Source organism: Prevotella sp. P4-67 (genome assembly GCF_002251325.1).
In the GTDB taxonomy this organism is placed as follows: Bacteria; Bacteroidota; Bacteroidia; order Bacteroidales; family Bacteroidaceae; genus Prevotella.
Genome location: NZ_NPJL01000033.1, coordinates 24,215 through 41,257, shown reverse-complemented (window position 1 = coordinate 41,257; position 17,043 = coordinate 24,215). Strand labels below are relative to the sequence as shown.

14 protein-coding genes are annotated in these 17,043 nt (G+C 47.3%); 9 read left to right on the top strand and 5 right to left on the bottom strand.

Going from position 1 to position 17,043, the window contains the following annotated elements; genetic code table 11:
• Positions 1-33 precede the first annotated feature (33 nt).
• Positions 34-1,167 carry a transglycosylase SLT domain-containing protein gene (locus tag CIK92_RS05010; RefSeq protein ID WP_173823801.1) on the bottom strand — a complete coding sequence of 378 codons (1,134 nt, stop codon included), beginning with the start codon at positions 1,165-1,167 and terminating at the stop codon, positions 34-36.
• Positions 1,168-1,313: 146 nt separating this feature from the next.
• On the opposite strand from CIK92_RS05010, the gene hisG reads away from it, so the two are divergent.
• From hisG to hisC, 3 genes are read left to right on the top strand one after another with little or no spacing between them, the layout of a single operon-like run.
• Positions 1,314-2,165, top strand: coding sequence for an ATP phosphoribosyltransferase (gene hisG / locus CIK92_RS05005; RefSeq protein WP_094386384.1), 852 nt, complete (start codon positions 1,314-1,316; stop codon positions 2,163-2,165).
• A gap of 21 nt (positions 2,166-2,186) precedes the next feature.
• Positions 2,187-3,491: a histidinol dehydrogenase gene (gene hisD / locus CIK92_RS05000; RefSeq protein WP_094388364.1), complete on the top strand. Its 1,305-nt coding sequence runs from the start codon at positions 2,187-2,189 to the stop codon at positions 3,489-3,491.
• Between the two features lie 2 nt (positions 3,492-3,493).
• Positions 3,494-4,537 (top strand): histidinol-phosphate transaminase, encoded by a 1,044-nt coding sequence (gene hisC, locus CIK92_RS04995; RefSeq protein WP_094388363.1) that lies wholly within the window; start codon positions 3,494-3,496, stop codon positions 4,535-4,537.
• A 115-nt stretch (positions 4,538-4,652) separates the two neighbouring features.
• Here hisC and CIK92_RS04990 read toward each other — a convergent pair whose 3' ends face one another.
• The gene (locus CIK92_RS04990; RefSeq protein WP_094388362.1) at positions 4,653-5,738 is read right to left on the bottom strand and encodes a TerC/Alx family metal homeostasis membrane protein; all 1,086 of its coding nucleotides are present in this window, start codon (positions 5,736-5,738) and stop codon (positions 4,653-4,655) included.
• Positions 5,739-5,985: 247 nt separating this feature from the next.
• On the opposite strand from CIK92_RS04990, the gene CIK92_RS04985 reads away from it, so the two are divergent.
• The 4 genes from CIK92_RS04985 to carB all read left to right on the top strand — a co-directional run bounded on the left by CIK92_RS04985 (position 5,986) and on the right by carB (position 13,075).
• Entirely contained in the window at positions 5,986-6,786 is an 801-nt protein-coding gene (locus tag CIK92_RS04985; protein WP_094388361.1) for a polysaccharide biosynthesis/export family protein, read from the top strand.
• Between the two features lie 73 nt (positions 6,787-6,859).
• Entirely contained in the window at positions 6,860-8,746 is a 1,887-nt protein-coding gene (locus CIK92_RS04980) for an amidophosphoribosyltransferase (RefSeq protein ID WP_094388360.1), read from the top strand.
• 14 nt (positions 8,747-8,760) lie between these two features.
• Positions 8,761-9,840, top strand: coding sequence for a glutamine-hydrolyzing carbamoyl-phosphate synthase small subunit (gene carA, locus CIK92_RS04975; protein ID WP_094388359.1), 1,080 nt, complete (start codon positions 8,761-8,763; stop codon positions 9,838-9,840).
• Between the two features lie 10 nt (positions 9,841-9,850).
• Complete coding sequence (gene carB / locus CIK92_RS04970; RefSeq protein WP_094388358.1) at positions 9,851-13,075, top strand: carbamoyl-phosphate synthase (glutamine-hydrolyzing) large subunit; 3,225 nt, start codon at positions 9,851-9,853, stop codon at positions 13,073-13,075.
• Between the two features lie 78 nt (positions 13,076-13,153).
• Here the strand turns inward: carB and CIK92_RS04965 are convergent, their stop codons facing one another.
• Genes CIK92_RS04965 through CIK92_RS04955 form a run of 3 tightly spaced genes read right to left on the bottom strand, consistent with a single transcriptional unit; the run spans position 13,154 to position 15,568 of the window.
• The gene (locus tag CIK92_RS04965; protein WP_094388357.1) at positions 13,154-14,245 is read right to left on the bottom strand and encodes a UDP-N-acetyl glucosamine 2-epimerase; all 1,092 of its coding nucleotides are present in this window, start codon (positions 14,243-14,245) and stop codon (positions 13,154-13,156) included.
• 7 nt (positions 14,246-14,252) lie between these two features.
• Entirely contained in the window at positions 14,253-15,209 is a 957-nt protein-coding gene (locus CIK92_RS04960; RefSeq protein WP_022310971.1) for an SPFH domain-containing protein, read from the bottom strand.
• Positions 15,197-15,568, bottom strand: coding sequence for an NfeD family protein (locus CIK92_RS04955; RefSeq protein WP_254045998.1), 372 nt, complete (start codon positions 15,566-15,568; stop codon positions 15,197-15,199). Before CIK92_RS04955 ends, CIK92_RS04960 begins: the two co-directional genes overlap by 13 nt.
• On the opposite strand from CIK92_RS04955, the gene CIK92_RS14025 reads away from it, so the two are divergent.
• Together CIK92_RS14025 and CIK92_RS04950 are read left to right on the top strand one after the other, a co-directional pair.
• Positions 15,492-15,716 (top strand): hypothetical protein, encoded by a 225-nt coding sequence (locus CIK92_RS14025; protein WP_254046005.1) that lies wholly within the window; start codon positions 15,492-15,494, stop codon positions 15,714-15,716. The genes CIK92_RS04955 and CIK92_RS14025 overlap by 77 nt on opposite strands.
• A gap of 347 nt (positions 15,717-16,063) precedes the next feature.
• A complete protein-coding gene (locus CIK92_RS04950) occupies positions 16,064-16,936 on the top strand; it encodes an RNA polymerase sigma factor RpoD/SigA (RefSeq protein WP_022310969.1) in 873 nt (290 codons plus the stop codon).
• Positions 16,937-17,043 lie beyond the last annotated feature (107 nt).

Below are 17,043 nucleotides of genomic sequence, written 5' to 3'. Positions count from 1 at the left end.
TAGAATGTCGTCGTGAGTTTAATGAATATGCAATCAAATGTGATATTTATATTTCTTTTTGGCTCGTTGTGGCTCAAGATTGTCGTAACTACCCTGGAAAGAACACGAAGAGGCAGAGCCACGATATTGGCCATATCTTGCATGAATCCGTTCGACATAATCTACGGTTTCGTGACCACGCATATACCCATATTTAACAATCGGGTCGTTATAGAAACGAGATTCGCGCAGCCCCAATACAAAGCCAGCTACATCTCTCCAGTGGTGTGGCGCCTTGCCATGCTTCTTGGCCAAAGCCATCGCATCGCGAATATGATGATAGCCGCCATTGTAACTGGCCAAGACGAAATTGTTTCTTTCCGCTTTGTCGGGAACATCTCTGAATTTTTCATTGAGCTGTGCGATGTATTTTACCGCAGCGGCAATATTAGCTTCGGGTTCATACAACAGATGTCTTGGCAAGCCTATGTGGTCAGCTGTTTCGGGCATAATCTGCATGAGACCACATGCACCAGCCCAACTGCGCGCCTTGGGGTCAAATGTAGATTCCTGATAACATTGGGCAGCAAGCAATCTCCAGTCTATGCGCGCCACGGGGGCATACTTCTGGAATAGATGGTCGTATTTGGAAATGATACCAGCGCCCTTGTCGAGCATGGGGGAATAGACATGACGCTTGATACTATGGGTGGAGAGGGCAAACTCTTGTTCCTTGATTATCTGGGTAATCATTACCGGTTTGAACCAGCGGTTAAGGGTATCGGCAAGAGCCGTATTAGCATCGCCTACTGCCCAACTGGTTTTGTCCTTGGGGTAAGAAACACCACAAAACTTTATGCCATGGATGGAATGGGGGAGTGGGATGGCGGCAATGTCGCCCTCGCCTTGCTTCAACCGATGGACAAGTTCTGCCGTATCTTTACATACTTCAACGCGGAGCGATACTCCAAGTGTCTGTGCAAACTTTTCGCAAAGCAGATACTGAGTTCCCATACCTCTGCCATGATATTCGTAATAGGTCTGAGGGCCGGAAAGGGTGAGCATAATAATCTCGCCATTGTTGAGGATATCGTTAAAAGTATAGTCGGTGGATATAGAGTCTGTATTGGTCTCAAGACTCGTGCCCCAGGGCGTTTGCTCAACCTTCTTGTCATGCTGACAAGCCATGAACAAAAGCGCAAAAATTATGAATAAATATTTGTCTAATCGCATAATTAGTACAAAGTTACTACATTATTTGGATTAATGAAACATTTTATCTACTTTTGCATTACAATTTTCATGATAATCAACACTAATTATTATAGTATGTTATGTTAAGGATAGCAGTACAATCCAAAGGCCGCTTGTATGAAGACACAATGTCACTGCTTGCAGAGGCAGATATAAAAATAAGCGCATCCAAACGTACATTATTGGTACAGTCAACCAATTTCCCTGTCGAAGTGTTATATTTGCGTGATGACGACATTCCCCAAAGCGTAGCTACGGGGGTTGCCGACCTTGGAGTAGTAGGAGAGAATGAATATATAGAAAGAGGTGGCGGTTCGGATATCGTGTCGCGTCTGGGCTTTAGCAAATGCCGGCTGTCGCTCGCTATTCCCAAAGATATCGACTATCAAGGGCTGAAATGGTTTAACAACAAGAAAATCGCTACTTCTTATCCTGTCATTCTGAAAGATTTCCTGAATAAGAACAACATCAATGCGGAGATTCATGTAATTACTGGAAGTGTGGAAATATCACCTGGAATAGGACTGGCAGATGCCATCTTCGATATCGTCAGCAGCGGTTCGACACTTGTGAGCAACAACTTGCGTGAGGTGGAAGTAGTCATGGAGAGCGAGGCCCTTCTTATCGGCAACAAGTCGATGGACGAACACAAGAAGAGCGTCCTGAAAGAAATGCTGTTCCGTTTCTCGGCAGTAAAGAATGCAGAAGACAAGAAGTATGTCAGAATGAATGTTCCCAAAAATCGGCTGGAAGAAATCATCAATGTTCTTCCCGGCTTGAAAAGCCCTACCATAATTCCTCTGGCAGACGATGCGTGGTGCTCGGTTCATACTGTGTTAAGCCAAAAGCGATTCTGGGAAATCATAGGTAAACTCAAAGAACTTGGGGCACAAGGAATCTTGGTTACCCCGATAGAGAAAATGATTTTATAGAACATCTAAACGAAAGAACGGATGAATAGAGAGAAAACCATCTATGGCGAGTATTTTCACTATCCTGCCGCAACGGACTGGGAAAAGATATCGGCCCGACCTCATCTGGATACCCAACAACTTGCGGAGGTGGTAAAAGATGTGTTGGCAGATATCAACGCTAATGGCGATGAAGCAGTAAGAAAATACGAGTCCAAGTTTGACCATGTCGAATTGGATAGCCTGAAAGTGAGCGCAGACGAAATCAATGAAGCTGAAGGCTTGATAGATGACGAGCTGAAGAATGCACTCTTGACAGCCTATCATAACATCTATTCCTTTCATGAATGCCAACGCTTTCAGAGCCATCACGTTGAGACATGTCCCGGAGTCGACTGCTGGCAGAAAAGTATGCCTATCGATAAGGTAGGACTTTATATCCCAGGTGGCACTGCTCCCTTGTTCTCTACGGTTCTAATGTTGGCAACTCCTGCCAAAATTGCTGGTTGCAAGGATATTGTCATCTGTACCCCGCCAAACAAAGAAGGAAAAGTAAATCCCGCCATCCTTATGGCGGCCAAGATAGCTGGCGTGACAGAAATATTCAAGATAGGCGGAGTACAGGCAATCGGAGCCATGGCTTATGGTACAGAAACGGTGCCAAAGGTATATAAGATATTTGGTCCCGGCAACCAATATGTTATGGCTGCCAAGCAACATGTGTCACTTACCGATGTCGCCATTGATATGCCTGCAGGTCCATCGGAGGTTTGCGTCATCGCAGACGACACAAGCAATCCTATATTTGTAGCTGCAGATTTATTATCACAGGCAGAACATGGCATTGACTCACAGGTATTGCTCATCACAACATCGGAAATGATGTTGGATGAAATCATTGCCGAGATTAAATCTCAACTTGAAGTTCTTCCACGCAAACAGATTGCTGTCAAAGCATTGGAGAATAGCAAATTTGTTTTGGTGCATGACACGGCAGAAGCCATGGCAATAAGTAACGCCTATGCTCCAGAACATCTGATTATAGCTACGGCAGACTACAAGGAACTGTCTGAAAAGGTTGTCAACGCAGGCAGTGTGTTCCTTGGACAATATGCCTGCGAGAGTGCTGGTGATTATGCCAGTGGCACTAATCATACTCTGCCCACTCATGGCTATGCCAAGGCATACAATGGAGTCAATCTTGACAGCTACTGTCGCAAGATAACTTTCCAACATCTGTCACGTCAGGGCGTAGATTCTATCGGTCAAGCCGTAGTCACTATGGCAGAGAATGAGCAACTTGAAGCACATGCCAATGCCATGCGTGTGCGTTTAACCAATCTGTAAAAATGAAGAGTTTAAATAGTTTAGTACGCAAAAACATACAGAGTCTGGCGCCCTATACCTGTGCGCGCAATGAATATAATGGACACGAGGCCAAAGTTTTTCTCGATGCCAACGAGAACCCGTTCAACAATCCTCTGAACCGTTATCCGGACCCGTTGCAGCTCGAACTTAAAGCAAAGATTGCCAAAGTCAAACATGTCAGTCCTGAATGTATATTTTTGGGTAATGGTTCCGACGAAGCAATAGACCTTTGCTATCGTGTATTCTGCGAACCAAGAATTGACAACGTGGTTGCCATCGAGCCAACTTATGGTATGTATCGCGTATGTGCCGACATCAATGATGTGGAATATCGTGCCGTTGATTTGGAAGGCAATTTCCAGATAAAGGCAGACAAGTTGCTGAACACCTGTGATAACCATACTAAGTTAATCTGGATATGTAGCCCTAACAATCCTACTGGAAACAATCTCGACAGGGATGAAATCGAGAAGGTCATCAATGGTTTTGACGGCATGGTTGTGGTTGATGAAGCATACAGTGATTTCTCCAAAGTCAAACCATTCAGGGCAGAACTGGAACGATACCCTAATCTGATTGTACTCAATACTATGAGTAAGGCATGGGGCTGTGCAGCCATCCGACTCGGTATGGCTTTTGCCGGAAAGGAAGTGATGGACATATTTAATAAGGTGAAATATCCCTACAATGTCAACTATCTCACCCAGCTTAAGGCGATGGAAATGCTCTCTGATCCATTTGAGGTAGAACAATGGATAGACGTATTACTGACAGAGCGCACTCGTACGATGAAGGCATTTGTCGAATTGTCTTGTTGTCATGGTGTTTATCCAACTGATGCCAATTTCTTTCTCGCTAAAATGACCAATGCACAGAAAATCTATGATTATCTTGTGGAGAAGGGTATCATCGTGCGTAATCGCACGCGTGTAAAATTGTGTAACGATTGCCTGCGTATTACTGTTGGTACCAAGAGTGAGAATACGGCTTTAATTGCTGCCTTGCGACAATATACTGGAGATTAGTACATTCGGTCTCAATCCATGCTAAAATGCTAAAGTATAATGGCTCTACAAATAGGAAACCATTATACTTTAGCATTTTTATGTAATATGCACCTTCCGTCTAATGACGTTCAACTTACTTCTGCTCAATTGTTCGAGGCTTGAGCATGGAGAAGGCTATGCTGCCTACAAGCACCACAAGGATAAAGCCAAGAGACCAGAGATTGTCGATGTGTACAAAATCGCTAATGATGAGGTTTATACCGATGAAAAGCAAGAGAATGCAAACACCAGTCTTGAGATAAATAAACTTGTCGGCTATGGCGGAGAGAAGGAAGAACATAGCTCTCAGTCCCAATATGGCAAATATATTGGAGAAGAAGACCACGTAGGGGTCAAGCGATACAGAGAAGACGGCAGGAATGCTGTCGAAAGCGAATATCAAGTCGCTTAATTCGATTACGAATACAGTGACAAGCAGAGGCGTAATATGCCATTTTCCGCCCTGTTGCTTAGCCGCCATGACATACTCTTTGCCAACTTTCTTGGCTCTCACCAAGAAATGGTCGCCTGCGAACTGCGGGTAGACTCTGAAATGCTTGGAAAGGAACCTAACCAATCCTTGTTTGGAGGCATCGGCATCGTCTTTCTTGTTACGGTCACGGTACATCTTGTATGCACTATAAACAAGGAAGAAACCGAAAATCATAAGTATCCACTCAAAGCGTGTGAGGATGGCTGCGCCAGCAAATATGAATATGAAGCGCATGATGATGGCTCCAAAGATACCCCAATTCAGGACATGTTGAAACTCGGTGTTCTGAACCTTGAACGAGGTGAATATCATCATCATAACGAAGAGGTTGTCTACAGAGAGCATCTTTTCGATAAGATAACCCGTTATGTACGACATAGCCATATTGTGGCGGTACAGGACAATGCCATCTTCCAGACTAACTCCGTCCAGATTTAGGTGGGTGGCGTACCTACGCGACACTTCCTGCAGGTCATCCATCGTGTGTATGCCATGAATCATGTCACCATGAAACCAGAGGAATACACCGAAAAGCAGTGCCAACACAATCCACACCGTGGTCCATATACCCGCCTCGCGGATAGAAACAACGTGTGCCTTACGGTCGATGGCGAACATATCTACGAGAAGTATGGCTACTATGAATATTACGAAGCCTGCAAAGAATAATAATTCTGAATAATGCATTGTCTATAATCAATTTTGTTGCAAAGTTACTGCTTTTTTATGACAACGGTCGTAAGCCGCTGTTAAAAAGTTGTTACAGATTCCTTGCAGTTGCATATATCCAGCTCATTTCTGGCTCCGACGAGTGTAGGGGCCATTGCGATAACCACATAATCACCATTATTATTTATATTTCATCCAGTTTCTTTTGCCACTTTGAAAAAATAGTAGTATTTTTGCAAAAAGTTTATAAATACTCGATACCGATATGAAATGTAAAACGATTTCGTTTGTCTTGCTGATGGCATTGCTGGTCTTGGCAGGCTGTAGCAGTAGTAAAAAGGTGGCATATTTCCAGAATATCCAGTCAGTGGATTTCGACAAGTCGAAGGGTTTATATGATGCCAAGATTCTGCCTAAAGATATGTTGACAATCACGGTGAACACACAGACACCTGAAGCGGCTTTGCCATTCAATCTTGCAGTAAGCAATGTTATCAACCCAACTGGACAGTTGTCTTCTGGAGCCGGCTCGTTGCAAGGTTATCTTGTTGACAACGATGGTAACATCAATTTCCCAATTGTAGGCAAGATACATGTGCAAGGTCTTACCAAGACACAATGCCAGGACCTTATTGTCAAGAAAATTTCTCCATATCTCTCTAAGACCGAGACTCCTGTTGTGACCGTGAGGATGTCAAGTTATCACGTTACAGTGTTGGGCGAAGTAAACAAGCCAGGAGTGGTGGCCGTCACTACCGAGAAGATGAGCATTATGGAAGCGTTGGCTGAGTCGGGCGACCTGACTATTTATGGCAAACGTGACAATGTGATACTTATCCGTGAGTCAGAGACTGGGCAGAAGGAGTATCATATCATTAATCTCAACGATGCGAATGTATTCAATTCACCTTATTATTATTTACAGCAGAACGATATCGTCTATGTCGAACCCAATGGCGTCAAAGCCAAGAACTCAGGGATCGGCAGTTCGACCACATTATGGTTCTCGTTTGTTGGTATCGTTACCTCGGTGGCATCGTTGATTGTAAATATTGTAAGAAATTAAAAGACTAAAAAAATGAAGAGTGTGAAAGTAATAATAACATTCTTCATTTTTTTGAATATATAAGGGATAACACATGGAAACATTGAAACACGAGTGTGGCGTAGCTATGGTGAGACTACTGAAGCCGTTGTCATATTATCAGCACAAGTATGGCACTTGGATGTACGGTCTCAATAAGCTATACCTCATGATGGAGAAGCAGCACAATCGCGGACAGGAAGGCGCAGGACTGGCATGCGTGAAGTTTGATACTCAACCTGGCCATGAATATATGTTCCGTGAACGTGCCGAGGGTAAAGACGCCATTCGCAAAATATTTGCTACCGTTCATGAGAACTTCAAGGATGTTACTCCAGAACAGATGGCCGATTCTGACTATATAGAGCAGCGTCTTCCCTTTGCGGGCCAGCTTTATATGGGACATCTGAGGTATTCGACCACGGGAAAACGAGGACTGCAATATGTGCATCCATTCCTACGACGCAATAACTGGAAAGCCAAGAATCTCTGTTTGTGTGGCAACTTCAATATGACCAACATAGAAGAGATTTTCGAACGACTTACAAGTCAGGGACAAAGTCCGCGAATATACAGCGACAGCTATATCATGCTTGAGCTGATGGGTCACAGATTGGACCGTGAAGTGGAGCGCAACTTTGTCAATGCCCAACACGAAGGACTTCAAGGCAAGGACATTACTCGTTATATCGATGACCATGTGGAGATGGCTAACGTTCTCAAGACTTCGATGGCCGACTTTGATGGAGGCTATGTAGTCTGCGGTATTACCGGTTCGGGAGAGATGTTCTCAATGCGAGACCCTTGGGGGATACGTCCAGCCTATTATTATAAAGATGATGAGATTGTGGCGTTGGCTTCTGAGCGTCCCGTGCTTCAGACGACATTCGATTTGTCCTGCGAGCAGGTTAAGGAACTTGAACCTGGAATGGCTCTGCTGGTCAAGCGCAACGGACAATGCCGCATAGAGCGCATCAGAGAGCAAGCCGGAGATTCTGCCTGCTCTTTTGAGCGCATATATTTCTCGCGCGGGTCTGACCGGGACATCTATCAGGAGCGCAAGAGATTAGGTGAACTTCTCACCGAGCCTGTACTCGAAGCCGTAGGGGGAGATACGGAGCATACTGTCTTTTCGTTCATCCCCAATACTGCCGAGGTGGCATTCTACGGACTCGTACAGGGGGTCAAAAAACATGTGCATGAAAAAAAAATTGCTGCCATCCAATCCTTGGGAAGGATTCCCACCCACGAAGAGCTCGACAGGATACTCTCCGAGTCTGTAAGGATGGAGAAGGTGGCATGGAAGGATATCAAGCTGCGCACGTTTATCACAGAGGGCAATTCGCGCAACGACCTGGCATCACATGTCTACGACATTACCTATGGTAGCGTAGATGAGGGCAGGGACAACCTCGTGGTAATAGACGACAGTATCGTAAGAGGAACCACGCTCAAGGAGAGTATCATACGCATTCTTGACCGCTTGCATCCCAAGAAGATGGTGCTGGTAAGCAGTGCGCCCCAGATAAGATATCCTGATTATTACGGCATAGACATGGCGCGCTTGGAAGAGTTCTGCGTTTTCCGTGCGACAATGGAACTGATAAGAGAACGTGGCATGCAGCAGCTCATCCTCGACACCTACAACAACTGCAAGTCAGAGATGAACAAGCCCAAAGCCCAGATGCGCAACTGTGTGAGAGATTTGTACAAGCCGTTTACTGTTGCAGAAATCAACAGCAAGATAGTGGAAATGCTCCGGCCTGAGGGAGTTACAACACCCATTGAGATTGTGTTCCAGTCTATCGACGGATTGAGGCAAGCCATTCCACATCATAAAGGCGACTGGTATTTCACGGGCAATTATCCTACCCCTGGAGGAACGCGTCTTTGCAACCAGGCATTCATAAACTATATAGACACCATATACAAACAAGAATAACAAACTGATAGATAATGAGAAATGTAACTTTAGTATTGTCTGACGGCACCAAGTTTCATGGCGAATCATTCGGCTATGAGAAACCAGTAGCCGGAGAAGTGGTTTTCAATACTGCGATGATGGGCTACCCCGAGAGTCTTACCGACCCATCCTACGCAGGCCAGTTGATGGTGCTTACGTTCCCCTTAGTAGGCAACTATGGCGTACCCCCATTCAGTTTTGAACCCAATGGTCTGCCCACATTCATGGAGAGTGACAGAATCTATGCTTCGGCCATCATTGTTGCCGACTATAGCGAGCAGTACTCTCACTGGAATGCTAAAGAGAGCTTGGCCGAGTGGCTGAAGCGTGAACATGTGCCAGGCATCACAGGCATCGACACTCGCGAACTGACCAAAGTGTTGCGCGAAGCCGGTGTGATGATGGGTAAAATCCTCTTTGACGACGAGCCAGATAATATCCCCGAGGCCAACTATGAGGGCGTTAATTTTGTTGACCTTGTAAGTTGCAAGGATATTATCAAGTATAACGAGGGTGCTGGCAAGCGGGTTGTGCTTGTTGATTGTGGTGTGAAAGCCAATATCATCCGTTGCCTCATCAACCGTGGCGTTGAGGTCGTACGTGTACCATGGAACTATGATTATACCGACATGGACTTCGACGGACTCTTCCTTGCCAATGGCCCTGGCGACCCAGACACTTGCGAAGATGCAGTCAGGATTATCAAGAAGCAGATGAATATGTCGCGCAAGCCCATCTGTGGTATCTGCATGGGCAACCAGTTGCTCGCAAAGGCAGCCGGAGCCAATATATACAAGCTCAAGTACGGCCACAGGTCACACAACCAGCCGGTATGTATGGTTGGCACAACACATTGTTATATCACCAGCCAGAACCACGGCTACGCAGTCAACGCCAAGACCCTCGGTGCCGATTGGGAGGAACTCTTTGTCAATATGAATGACGGTTCCAACGAGGGTATTCGCCATAAGACCAATCCCTGGTTTAGCAGCCAGTTCCATCCAGAGGCTTGTTCTGGTCCGGTAGATACAGAGTTCATGTTTGATAAATTTGTTGAAACATTAAATAAGTAAGATATACATCATGAAAGATGAAAGTATAAAGAAAGTATTGCTGCTGGGTTCAGGCGCATTGAAAATCGGCGAAGCGGGAGAGTTTGACTATTCTGGTTCTCAGGCCCTCAAGGCTTTGCGCGAGGAGGGTGTAAAGACCGTGCTTATCAACCCCAACATTGCCACCGTACAGACTTCCGAAGGAGTGGCCGACCAGATTTACTTCCTTCCCGTCCAGCCTTATTTCGTTGAGCGTGTCATTGAGAAGGAGCGTCCTGATGGTATCTTGCTCAGCTTCGGAGGACAGACCGCGCTCAACTGTGGCGTGGAGCTTTATCAGAGCGGAGTGCTTGAGAAGTACAATGTCCGTGTGCTCGGAACCCCAGTCCAGGCCATTATGGATACCGAGGACCGCGAGCTTTTCGTAGAGAAACTCAATGAGATTAATGTCAAGACCATCAGCAGCGAAGCCTGCGAGAATATCGAGCAGGTGCGCAAAGCCGCTGCCACACTGGGTTACCCTGTGATTATACGTGCAGCCTATGCGTTGGGCGGACTCGGCAGTGGATTTGCCAACAACGAGGACGAGTTGAACAAGCTCTCCGAGAAAGCCTTCTCTTTTTCTCCCCAGGTGCTCGTCGAGAAGAGTCTGAAGGGATGGAAGGAGATAGAATATGAGGTGGTGCGCGACCGCTATGACAACTGTATCACCGTATGTAATATGGAGAACTTTGACCCGCTGGGCATCCACACTGGCGAGTCTATCGTTATAGCTCCTTCGCAGACGCTTACCAACAGCGAGTATCACAAACTGCGTGCGCTCTCTATCAAGATAATCCGTCACATCGGCATCGTGGGCGAATGTAATGTTCAGTACGCCTTCGACCCAGTGAGCGAGGATTATCGCGTGATTGAAGTCAATGCGCGTCTGAGCCGTTCTTCTGCATTGGCATCCAAAGCCACCGGCTATCCATTGGCTTTTGTTGCCGCTAAGTTGGGTATGGGCTACGGCCTCTTCGAGCTCAAGAACTCTGTGACCAAGACCACCAGCGCCTTCTTCGAGCCAGCCCTTGACTATGTAGTGTGCAAGATTCCCCGCTGGGACCTCTCCAAGTTCCGCGGAGTGGACAAGGAGCTGGGCTCGAGCATGAAGTCGGTTGGAGAAGTCATGGCTATCGGCCGCAACTTCGAGGAAGCCATCCAGAAGGGTCTACGTATGATAGGGCAGGGTATGCACGGCTTTGTAGAGAACAAGGAACTGGAAATACCTGATATCGATGCCGCCCTGAGAGAGCCCACCGACAAGCGAGTGTTTGTCATCTCCAAGGCCATGCACAAGGGTTATACCGTAGACCAGATACACGAACTTACCAAGATAGACAAGTGGTTCCTCGAGAAACTCAAGCACATCATAGACATCGACGAGCAGCTCAAGACCGTCAACGCCAATACGTTGGACAAGGAGTTGCTGCGCACAGCCAAGGTTTATGGATTTACTGATTTCCAGGTGGCCCGTGCCATCGGTCTGGAAGGCGAGATGGGCAATATGCACAAAGCCACAATGATGGTTCGCCGTCTGCGCAAGAATTATGGCATTCTGCCTGTCGTGAAGCAGATAGATACGCTGGCTGCCGAATATCCCGCCCAGACCAATTACCTGTATGTCACCTATGCCGGTGTGACTTCAGATATACAGTTTACCAACGACAAGCGTTCGGTAATCGTCCTCGGTTCGGGAGCTTACCGCATTGGCAGCTCGGTAGAGTTTGACTGGTGTGGAGTGCAGGCGCTCAACACCATACGCAGAGAGGGCTACCGCTCAATTATGATTAACTACAACCCAGAGACCGTATCTACCGACTATGACATGTGTGACCGTCTCTACTTTGACGAGCTCACCTTCGAGCGTGTGCTTGACATCATCGAGATGGAGAATCCTCATGGCGTGGTGGTGTCTACCGGTGGACAGATTCCTAACAACCTTGCCATGTGGCTCGATGCCGAGAATGTGCCAATCCTGGGTACATCGGCTAAGGATATCGACAATGCCGAAGATCGTGCCAAGTTCTCTGCCATGCTCACTGAGCGTGGTATCAACCAGCCCGAATGGAGCGCACTTACCAGTATGGAGGATATCGGCAAGTTTGTCGACCGTGTAGGTTTCCCCGTACTCGTTCGTCCATCCTATGTACTGTCGGGAGCAGCCATGAATGTATGCTCCAATGAGGACGAGCTGAAGAAGTTCCTGCAGTTGGCGGCCAATGTGAGCGTTGACCATCCCGTGGTGGTGAGCAAGTTTATCGAGCATGCTAAGGAGATAGAGATGGACGCTGTCGCCAAGAACGGAGAGATACTGGCCTATGCCATCAGCGAGCATATCGAGTTTGCCGGTGTTCACTCTGGCGACGCCACCATCCAGTTCCCGCCCCAGAAGTTGTATGTTGAGACCGTGCGCCGTATCAAACGCGTAAGCAAGGAGATAGCTGCGGCCCTCCATATCAACGGCCCGTTCAATATTCAGTTTATGGCGCGCGACAACGATATCCTCGTCATCGAGTGCAACCTGCGTGCTTCGCGTTCGTTCCCCTTCGTGAGCAAGGTGCTTAAGCTCAACCTTATCGAGCTTGCCACCAAGGTGATGCTGGGTCTGAACGTAGAGAAACCCAATAAGAATCTCTTCGACCTTGACTATGTCGGCATCAAGGCGAGCCAGTTCTCGTTCAACCGCTTGCAAAAGGCAGACCCTGTTTTGGGTGTCGATATGAGTTCTACCGGCGAGGTGGGCTGTCTGGGTGATGATACCAATCAGGCTCTGCTCAATGCCATGTTGAGCGTAGGCCACCGCATACCCAAGCACACTGTGCTGCTGTCTACCGGTGGTGCCAAGCAGAAGGCCGAGCTTCTCGATACGGCGCGCACGCTTATCAAGCATGGCTACGAGCTCTATGCCACGGGTGGTACGTCTCGCTATCTCGCCGAAAACGGCGTTGCCAACACTATGGTCTATTGGCCCTCTGACGAGGGCAAGCAGCCTCAGGCTCTCACGCTTATGCATGAGCGCAAGATAGACATGGTGGTCAACATCCCCAAGGACCTCACCCAGCACGAGCTTACCAACGGTTACAAGATTCGTCGCACTGCGATAGACCTCAATATCCCGCTGATTACCAACAGCCGTCTGGCAAGTGCCTTCATTCATGCTTTCTGCACTCTTAACCTCGATGATCTTGAAATCAAATCGTGGAGCGAGTATTGATAAGTAGGAAATAACTAAAAAAAAGTCTGAAACACATAATTCGTGTTTCAGACTTTTTTATTTTGCATCCTCCGTATTTTATTGACGGGCCATCAGGGTTTGCAGGATTCTCTCAGCACTTCTTCCGTCCCATCGCTCGGGTATGGAGTGCTGCTTCCATTTGCTGGCAGTCATGTCGGCAGTGTATTGTGCCAACAATTCGGCGTCTTCTCCCACCAGCACATTGGTACCGGTCTTCACGGTCTCTATATGTTCGGTATAGCTGTTGAGGGTGATACAGGGCACCATGTTGAATGTTGCTTCTTCAGCCACATTGCCACTGTCGGTAATGATACCCTTGGCATGGCTGGCCAGATAGCTGAAGTCGAGATAACCCATGGGGGCAGTTATCAGGAAGCGGGTGGAATCCTTGGGCAACAACTGCATCACGGTGTCGGCAGCCTTGGTGTGCAGGGGGGCAATTATAGGTGTGTTGCCAGCCGCAGTGATGATGGCTTCGAGCATACGTTGCAGATTTTCGCGTGCGGCCATCAGGGCTTTGCGGTTGAGGGTGAACACAATGTACTCTCCATCCATAATGCCTTGCTCTGCAAGTATCTGCGGACGGGTAAAACGTGCGTGGTTGTTGCGGATATTGTCTATCAGTATGTTGCCTACCATATACACTTTGGACAACTCTGCGCCCTCGCGGTTGGCCACTGCGTTGTTGCTGATTCCAGCCGTAAACAGGATGTCGGATAGGCCGTCTATGACCAGACGGTTTATCTCTTTGGGCATGGTGATGTCAAAACTTCTCGTGCCCGCTGCCAGGTGGGCCAGTATGAGTCCCTGCTTCTTGGTGACTATGGCTGCTGCCATGGTCGAGGCAAGGTCGTCTACCACGATAACAGCATCGGTCTTGTGATGTTGCAGATAATCTTCAAACTTGGACATCACCTGTCCGGTGATTTCGTTGAGGTTTTCACTTACTACTCCCAGATAGCTGTCGGGAGGGGCAATCTGCAAATCAGTAAAGAGGGTAGGCTCTAGGGTCACGTCGTCTGCACTGCCCGCGTAGACCAACTTGATGTCGATATCGGCTCCGTTTTGGCGGGCATTGCGGCAAGCGTGCAGTATGGGGGCCACCTTGATGAAGTTAGGCCGGGCGCCTGCTACTATGCAAATGTTCATTTTCTAATTATTCTCCTTTAAATAATTCTTTAATTCCTCCTATAGAGCCCATCAGATTAGTGGCTTCATAGGGCAAGAATACGGTCTTGGTTTTGTCGCCCTGAGCCACCTCGTTGAGCATCTGTATGTATTTCTGGGCAAGCAGATAGTTGGCAGGATTGGTACTCTTGCCCACTGCTTCAGTGATTTTTGCTATAGCGATAGCCTCGGCTTCAGCCTTGCGTATGCGTGCGGTAGCTTCACCCTCGGCCCTGAGTATAGCCTGCTGCTTGTCTGCCTCGGCACGATTAATGGTCGCGGCCTTGTCTCCTTCCGACTGCAGAATCTGCGACTGCTTGTCTCCCTCGCTGGTCAGGATGGCTGCTCGCTTGTTGCGCTCGGCCTGCATCTGCTTCTCCATGGCCTGGAGTACGCTCGAGGGAGGCGTGATGTCCTGAAGTTCTACGCGGTTTACCTTGATACCCCACTTGTTGGTGGCATCGTCGAGCACACCTCTCAACTTGGTGTTGATGGTGTCGCGCGAGGTGAGAGTCTGGTCAAGTTCCATCTCTCCGATAATATTACGCAGAGTGGTCTGGGTGAGCTTTTCGATAGCGTTTGGCAGATTGTTTATCTCATACACAGTCTTGAATGGGTCAACAATCTGGAAATAGAGCAGCGCATTGATTTGCATCTGTATATTGTCCTTGGTAATCACGTTCTGCTTGTCGAAATCGTACACCTGTTCACGCAAGTCTATCGCGCTCGAATAGTAATAGTGACCACGTTGCTGGGTTACAACTACCTTGGCGCGGTCGATGAATGGGATGATGATGTTGACACCGGGCTTCAGCGTGGCGTAGTACTTGCCGAGGCGCTCGATGATGCGGGTTTCCGACTGAGGGATGATTACTACAGCCATCTTGACAAATACGATGGCGAGGGCCAGCAGGGCCGCCAGTGTGATGAATGTTATTCCTTCCATAATGTTACGTGGGGTTGGTTGTTGTTGTATGTAGATGTCTGAACTCTCTCAACGCTGATGATGATGCTTTCTCGGCCAATAACCTTTACTGTGGTGCCGACCTCGATAGTGGTGTCGTCTGGGCTTTGCGCTTTCCATTCGTCACCGTCTATCTTCACATAGCCATAGTCACCGGGACAGATGGCTTCTATCACTCTGCCTTCGCGCCCTATAAGCGCGTCGGAGTTGCTCAATCGCTCTTGCCGGTTATGAAGTTTTCGTAGAAGAGATGGTCGTACGAAGATGATACTCAGTACTGAACAGATTGCAAAAACAAGTATCTGCGTCCATAATGGGGCTTCGGTAAATGACACTATCATGGAGCAGAACGCGCCAAGGGCAAAACAGGTAAGGAAAAAGTCTCCTGACCCCAGTTCGATAATCAGGCATATTATGGCAATGGCTGTCCATATAGCCCAAAGATTGGATGCTAAATACGCTGTCATGGTTTATATCTTTATAGTATAGCCCAAAGTTAGTGAATTTTCACACTACAGCCAAGGTTTTACCGATTTTTTTAACAGTAAAAATCTCAAGAACCACACAGACAGTCTCGCTACTATGCGAAAGAAACGCCTCCAATATATAATAAGGTTTGGCGCCCCCAGACGTCAATCACCTAACCCCGTTATCAGTTTCTCTCATTCTATCAATTATGGAAAATGCCGCGACTTTAACGAAAATCGTGATTTTTAGAAAAAAGAGGGCAAAAAACTTTATAATATGCGAAAAAAGCAGTACCTTTGCATCGCTTTACGTATGTCCTGATACGAAAAAGTTGACTTTCAAGTGTTTAGGAAGTTTAATAAGACAAGATGAGACAATTAAAAATTCAAAAAAGTATTACCAATCGTTCGAGCGAAGCCTTAGACAAGTATTTGGTAGAGATCGGTCGTGCCCCATTGATATCCATTGACGAGGAAATCGAGCTTGCCCAAAAGATTAAAAAGGGTGGCCCCGAAGGTGAACGTGCTAAGGACAAATTGGTAACAGCTAATCTGCGATTCGTAGTGTCGGTTGCAAAACAATACCAACACCAAGGCCTTACACTCACCGACTTGATCGATGAGGGTAACATTGGTCTTATTAAGGCAGCCCAGAAGTTTGACGAGACCCGCGGCTTCAAGTTCATATCTTATGCTGTGTGGTGGATTCGCCAAAGCATTCTCCAGGCTATTGCCGAGCAGAGCCGCATTGTGCGCCTTCCCCTCAACCAGGTTGGTTCACTCAATAAAATCAACCATGAAATCAACAAGTTTGAGCAAGAGTTCCAACGTCAGCCTTCGGTAGCCGAGCTTGCTGATGCAACTAATATCGAACCCGAAAAGATTGCTCAAAGCATGATGGCAGATGGTCACCACCTGAGTATCGACGCCCCATTCCAGGACGGCGAGGACAACTGTATGCTTGATGTCATGGCCTCTGGTGATGACAGCCGTACTGACAAGGTTGTAGACCATGAAAGTATGGCTCAGGAGCTGAATCAGGTGCTGAGCAAGGTACTCAAGGAACGCGAAATCAAGATTATCAGATATTGCTTCGGTATCGGATGTCACGAGAAGGGACTCGAGGAAATTGGCGATGAACTCAAGCTCACCCGTGAGCGTGTGCGTCAGATTCGAGAGAAGAGTATTACCAAGCTAAGAGACAGCGGTAATGCCAAAATCTTGATGAAATATCTCGGTTGATACACCTTTATTATATATACATATATATACGACCTCTATCCCCATCTTCCAAAGATGGGGATTTTTTCTGCACGACTGTTAAAGTTTGATACAAGGTGCGTTTTTTT

Bases quoted from the DNA above. Each gene is read 5' to 3' on its own strand.
- CIK92_RS05010 (WP_173823801.1), bottom strand. From the start codon at position 1,167: ATGGCTTGTCAGCATGACAAGAAGGTTGAGCAAACGCCCTGGGGCACG.
- hisG (WP_094386384.1), top strand. From the start codon at position 1,314: ATGTTAAGGATAGCAGTACAATCCAAAGGCCGCTTGTATGAAGACACA.
- hisD (WP_094388364.1), top strand. From the start codon at position 2,187: ATGAATAGAGAGAAAACCATCTATGGCGAGTATTTTCACTATCCTGCC.
- hisC (WP_094388363.1), top strand. From the start codon at position 3,494: ATGAAGAGTTTAAATAGTTTAGTACGCAAAAACATACAGAGTCTGGCG.
- CIK92_RS04990 (WP_094388362.1), bottom strand. From the start codon at position 5,738: ATGCATTATTCAGAATTATTATTCTTTGCAGGCTTCGTAATATTCATA.
- CIK92_RS04985 (WP_094388361.1), top strand. From the start codon at position 5,986: ATGAAATGTAAAACGATTTCGTTTGTCTTGCTGATGGCATTGCTGGTC.
- CIK92_RS04980 (WP_094388360.1), top strand. From the start codon at position 6,860: ATGGAAACATTGAAACACGAGTGTGGCGTAGCTATGGTGAGACTACTG.
- carA (WP_094388359.1), top strand. From the start codon at position 8,761: ATGAGAAATGTAACTTTAGTATTGTCTGACGGCACCAAGTTTCATGGC.
- carB (WP_094388358.1), top strand. From the start codon at position 9,851: ATGAAAGATGAAAGTATAAAGAAAGTATTGCTGCTGGGTTCAGGCGCA.
- CIK92_RS04965 (WP_094388357.1), bottom strand. From the start codon at position 14,245: ATGAACATTTGCATAGTAGCAGGCGCCCGGCCTAACTTCATCAAGGTG.
- CIK92_RS04960 (WP_022310971.1), bottom strand. From the start codon at position 15,209: ATGGAAGGAATAACATTCATCACACTGGCGGCCCTGCTGGCCCTCGCC.
- CIK92_RS14025 (WP_254046005.1), top strand. From the start codon at position 15,492: ATGATACTCAGTACTGAACAGATTGCAAAAACAAGTATCTGCGTCCAT.
- CIK92_RS04955 (WP_254045998.1), bottom strand. From the start codon at position 15,568: ATGATAGTGTCATTTACCGAAGCCCCATTATGGACGCAGATACTTGTT.
- CIK92_RS04950 (WP_022310969.1), top strand. From the start codon at position 16,064: ATGAGACAATTAAAAATTCAAAAAAGTATTACCAATCGTTCGAGCGAA.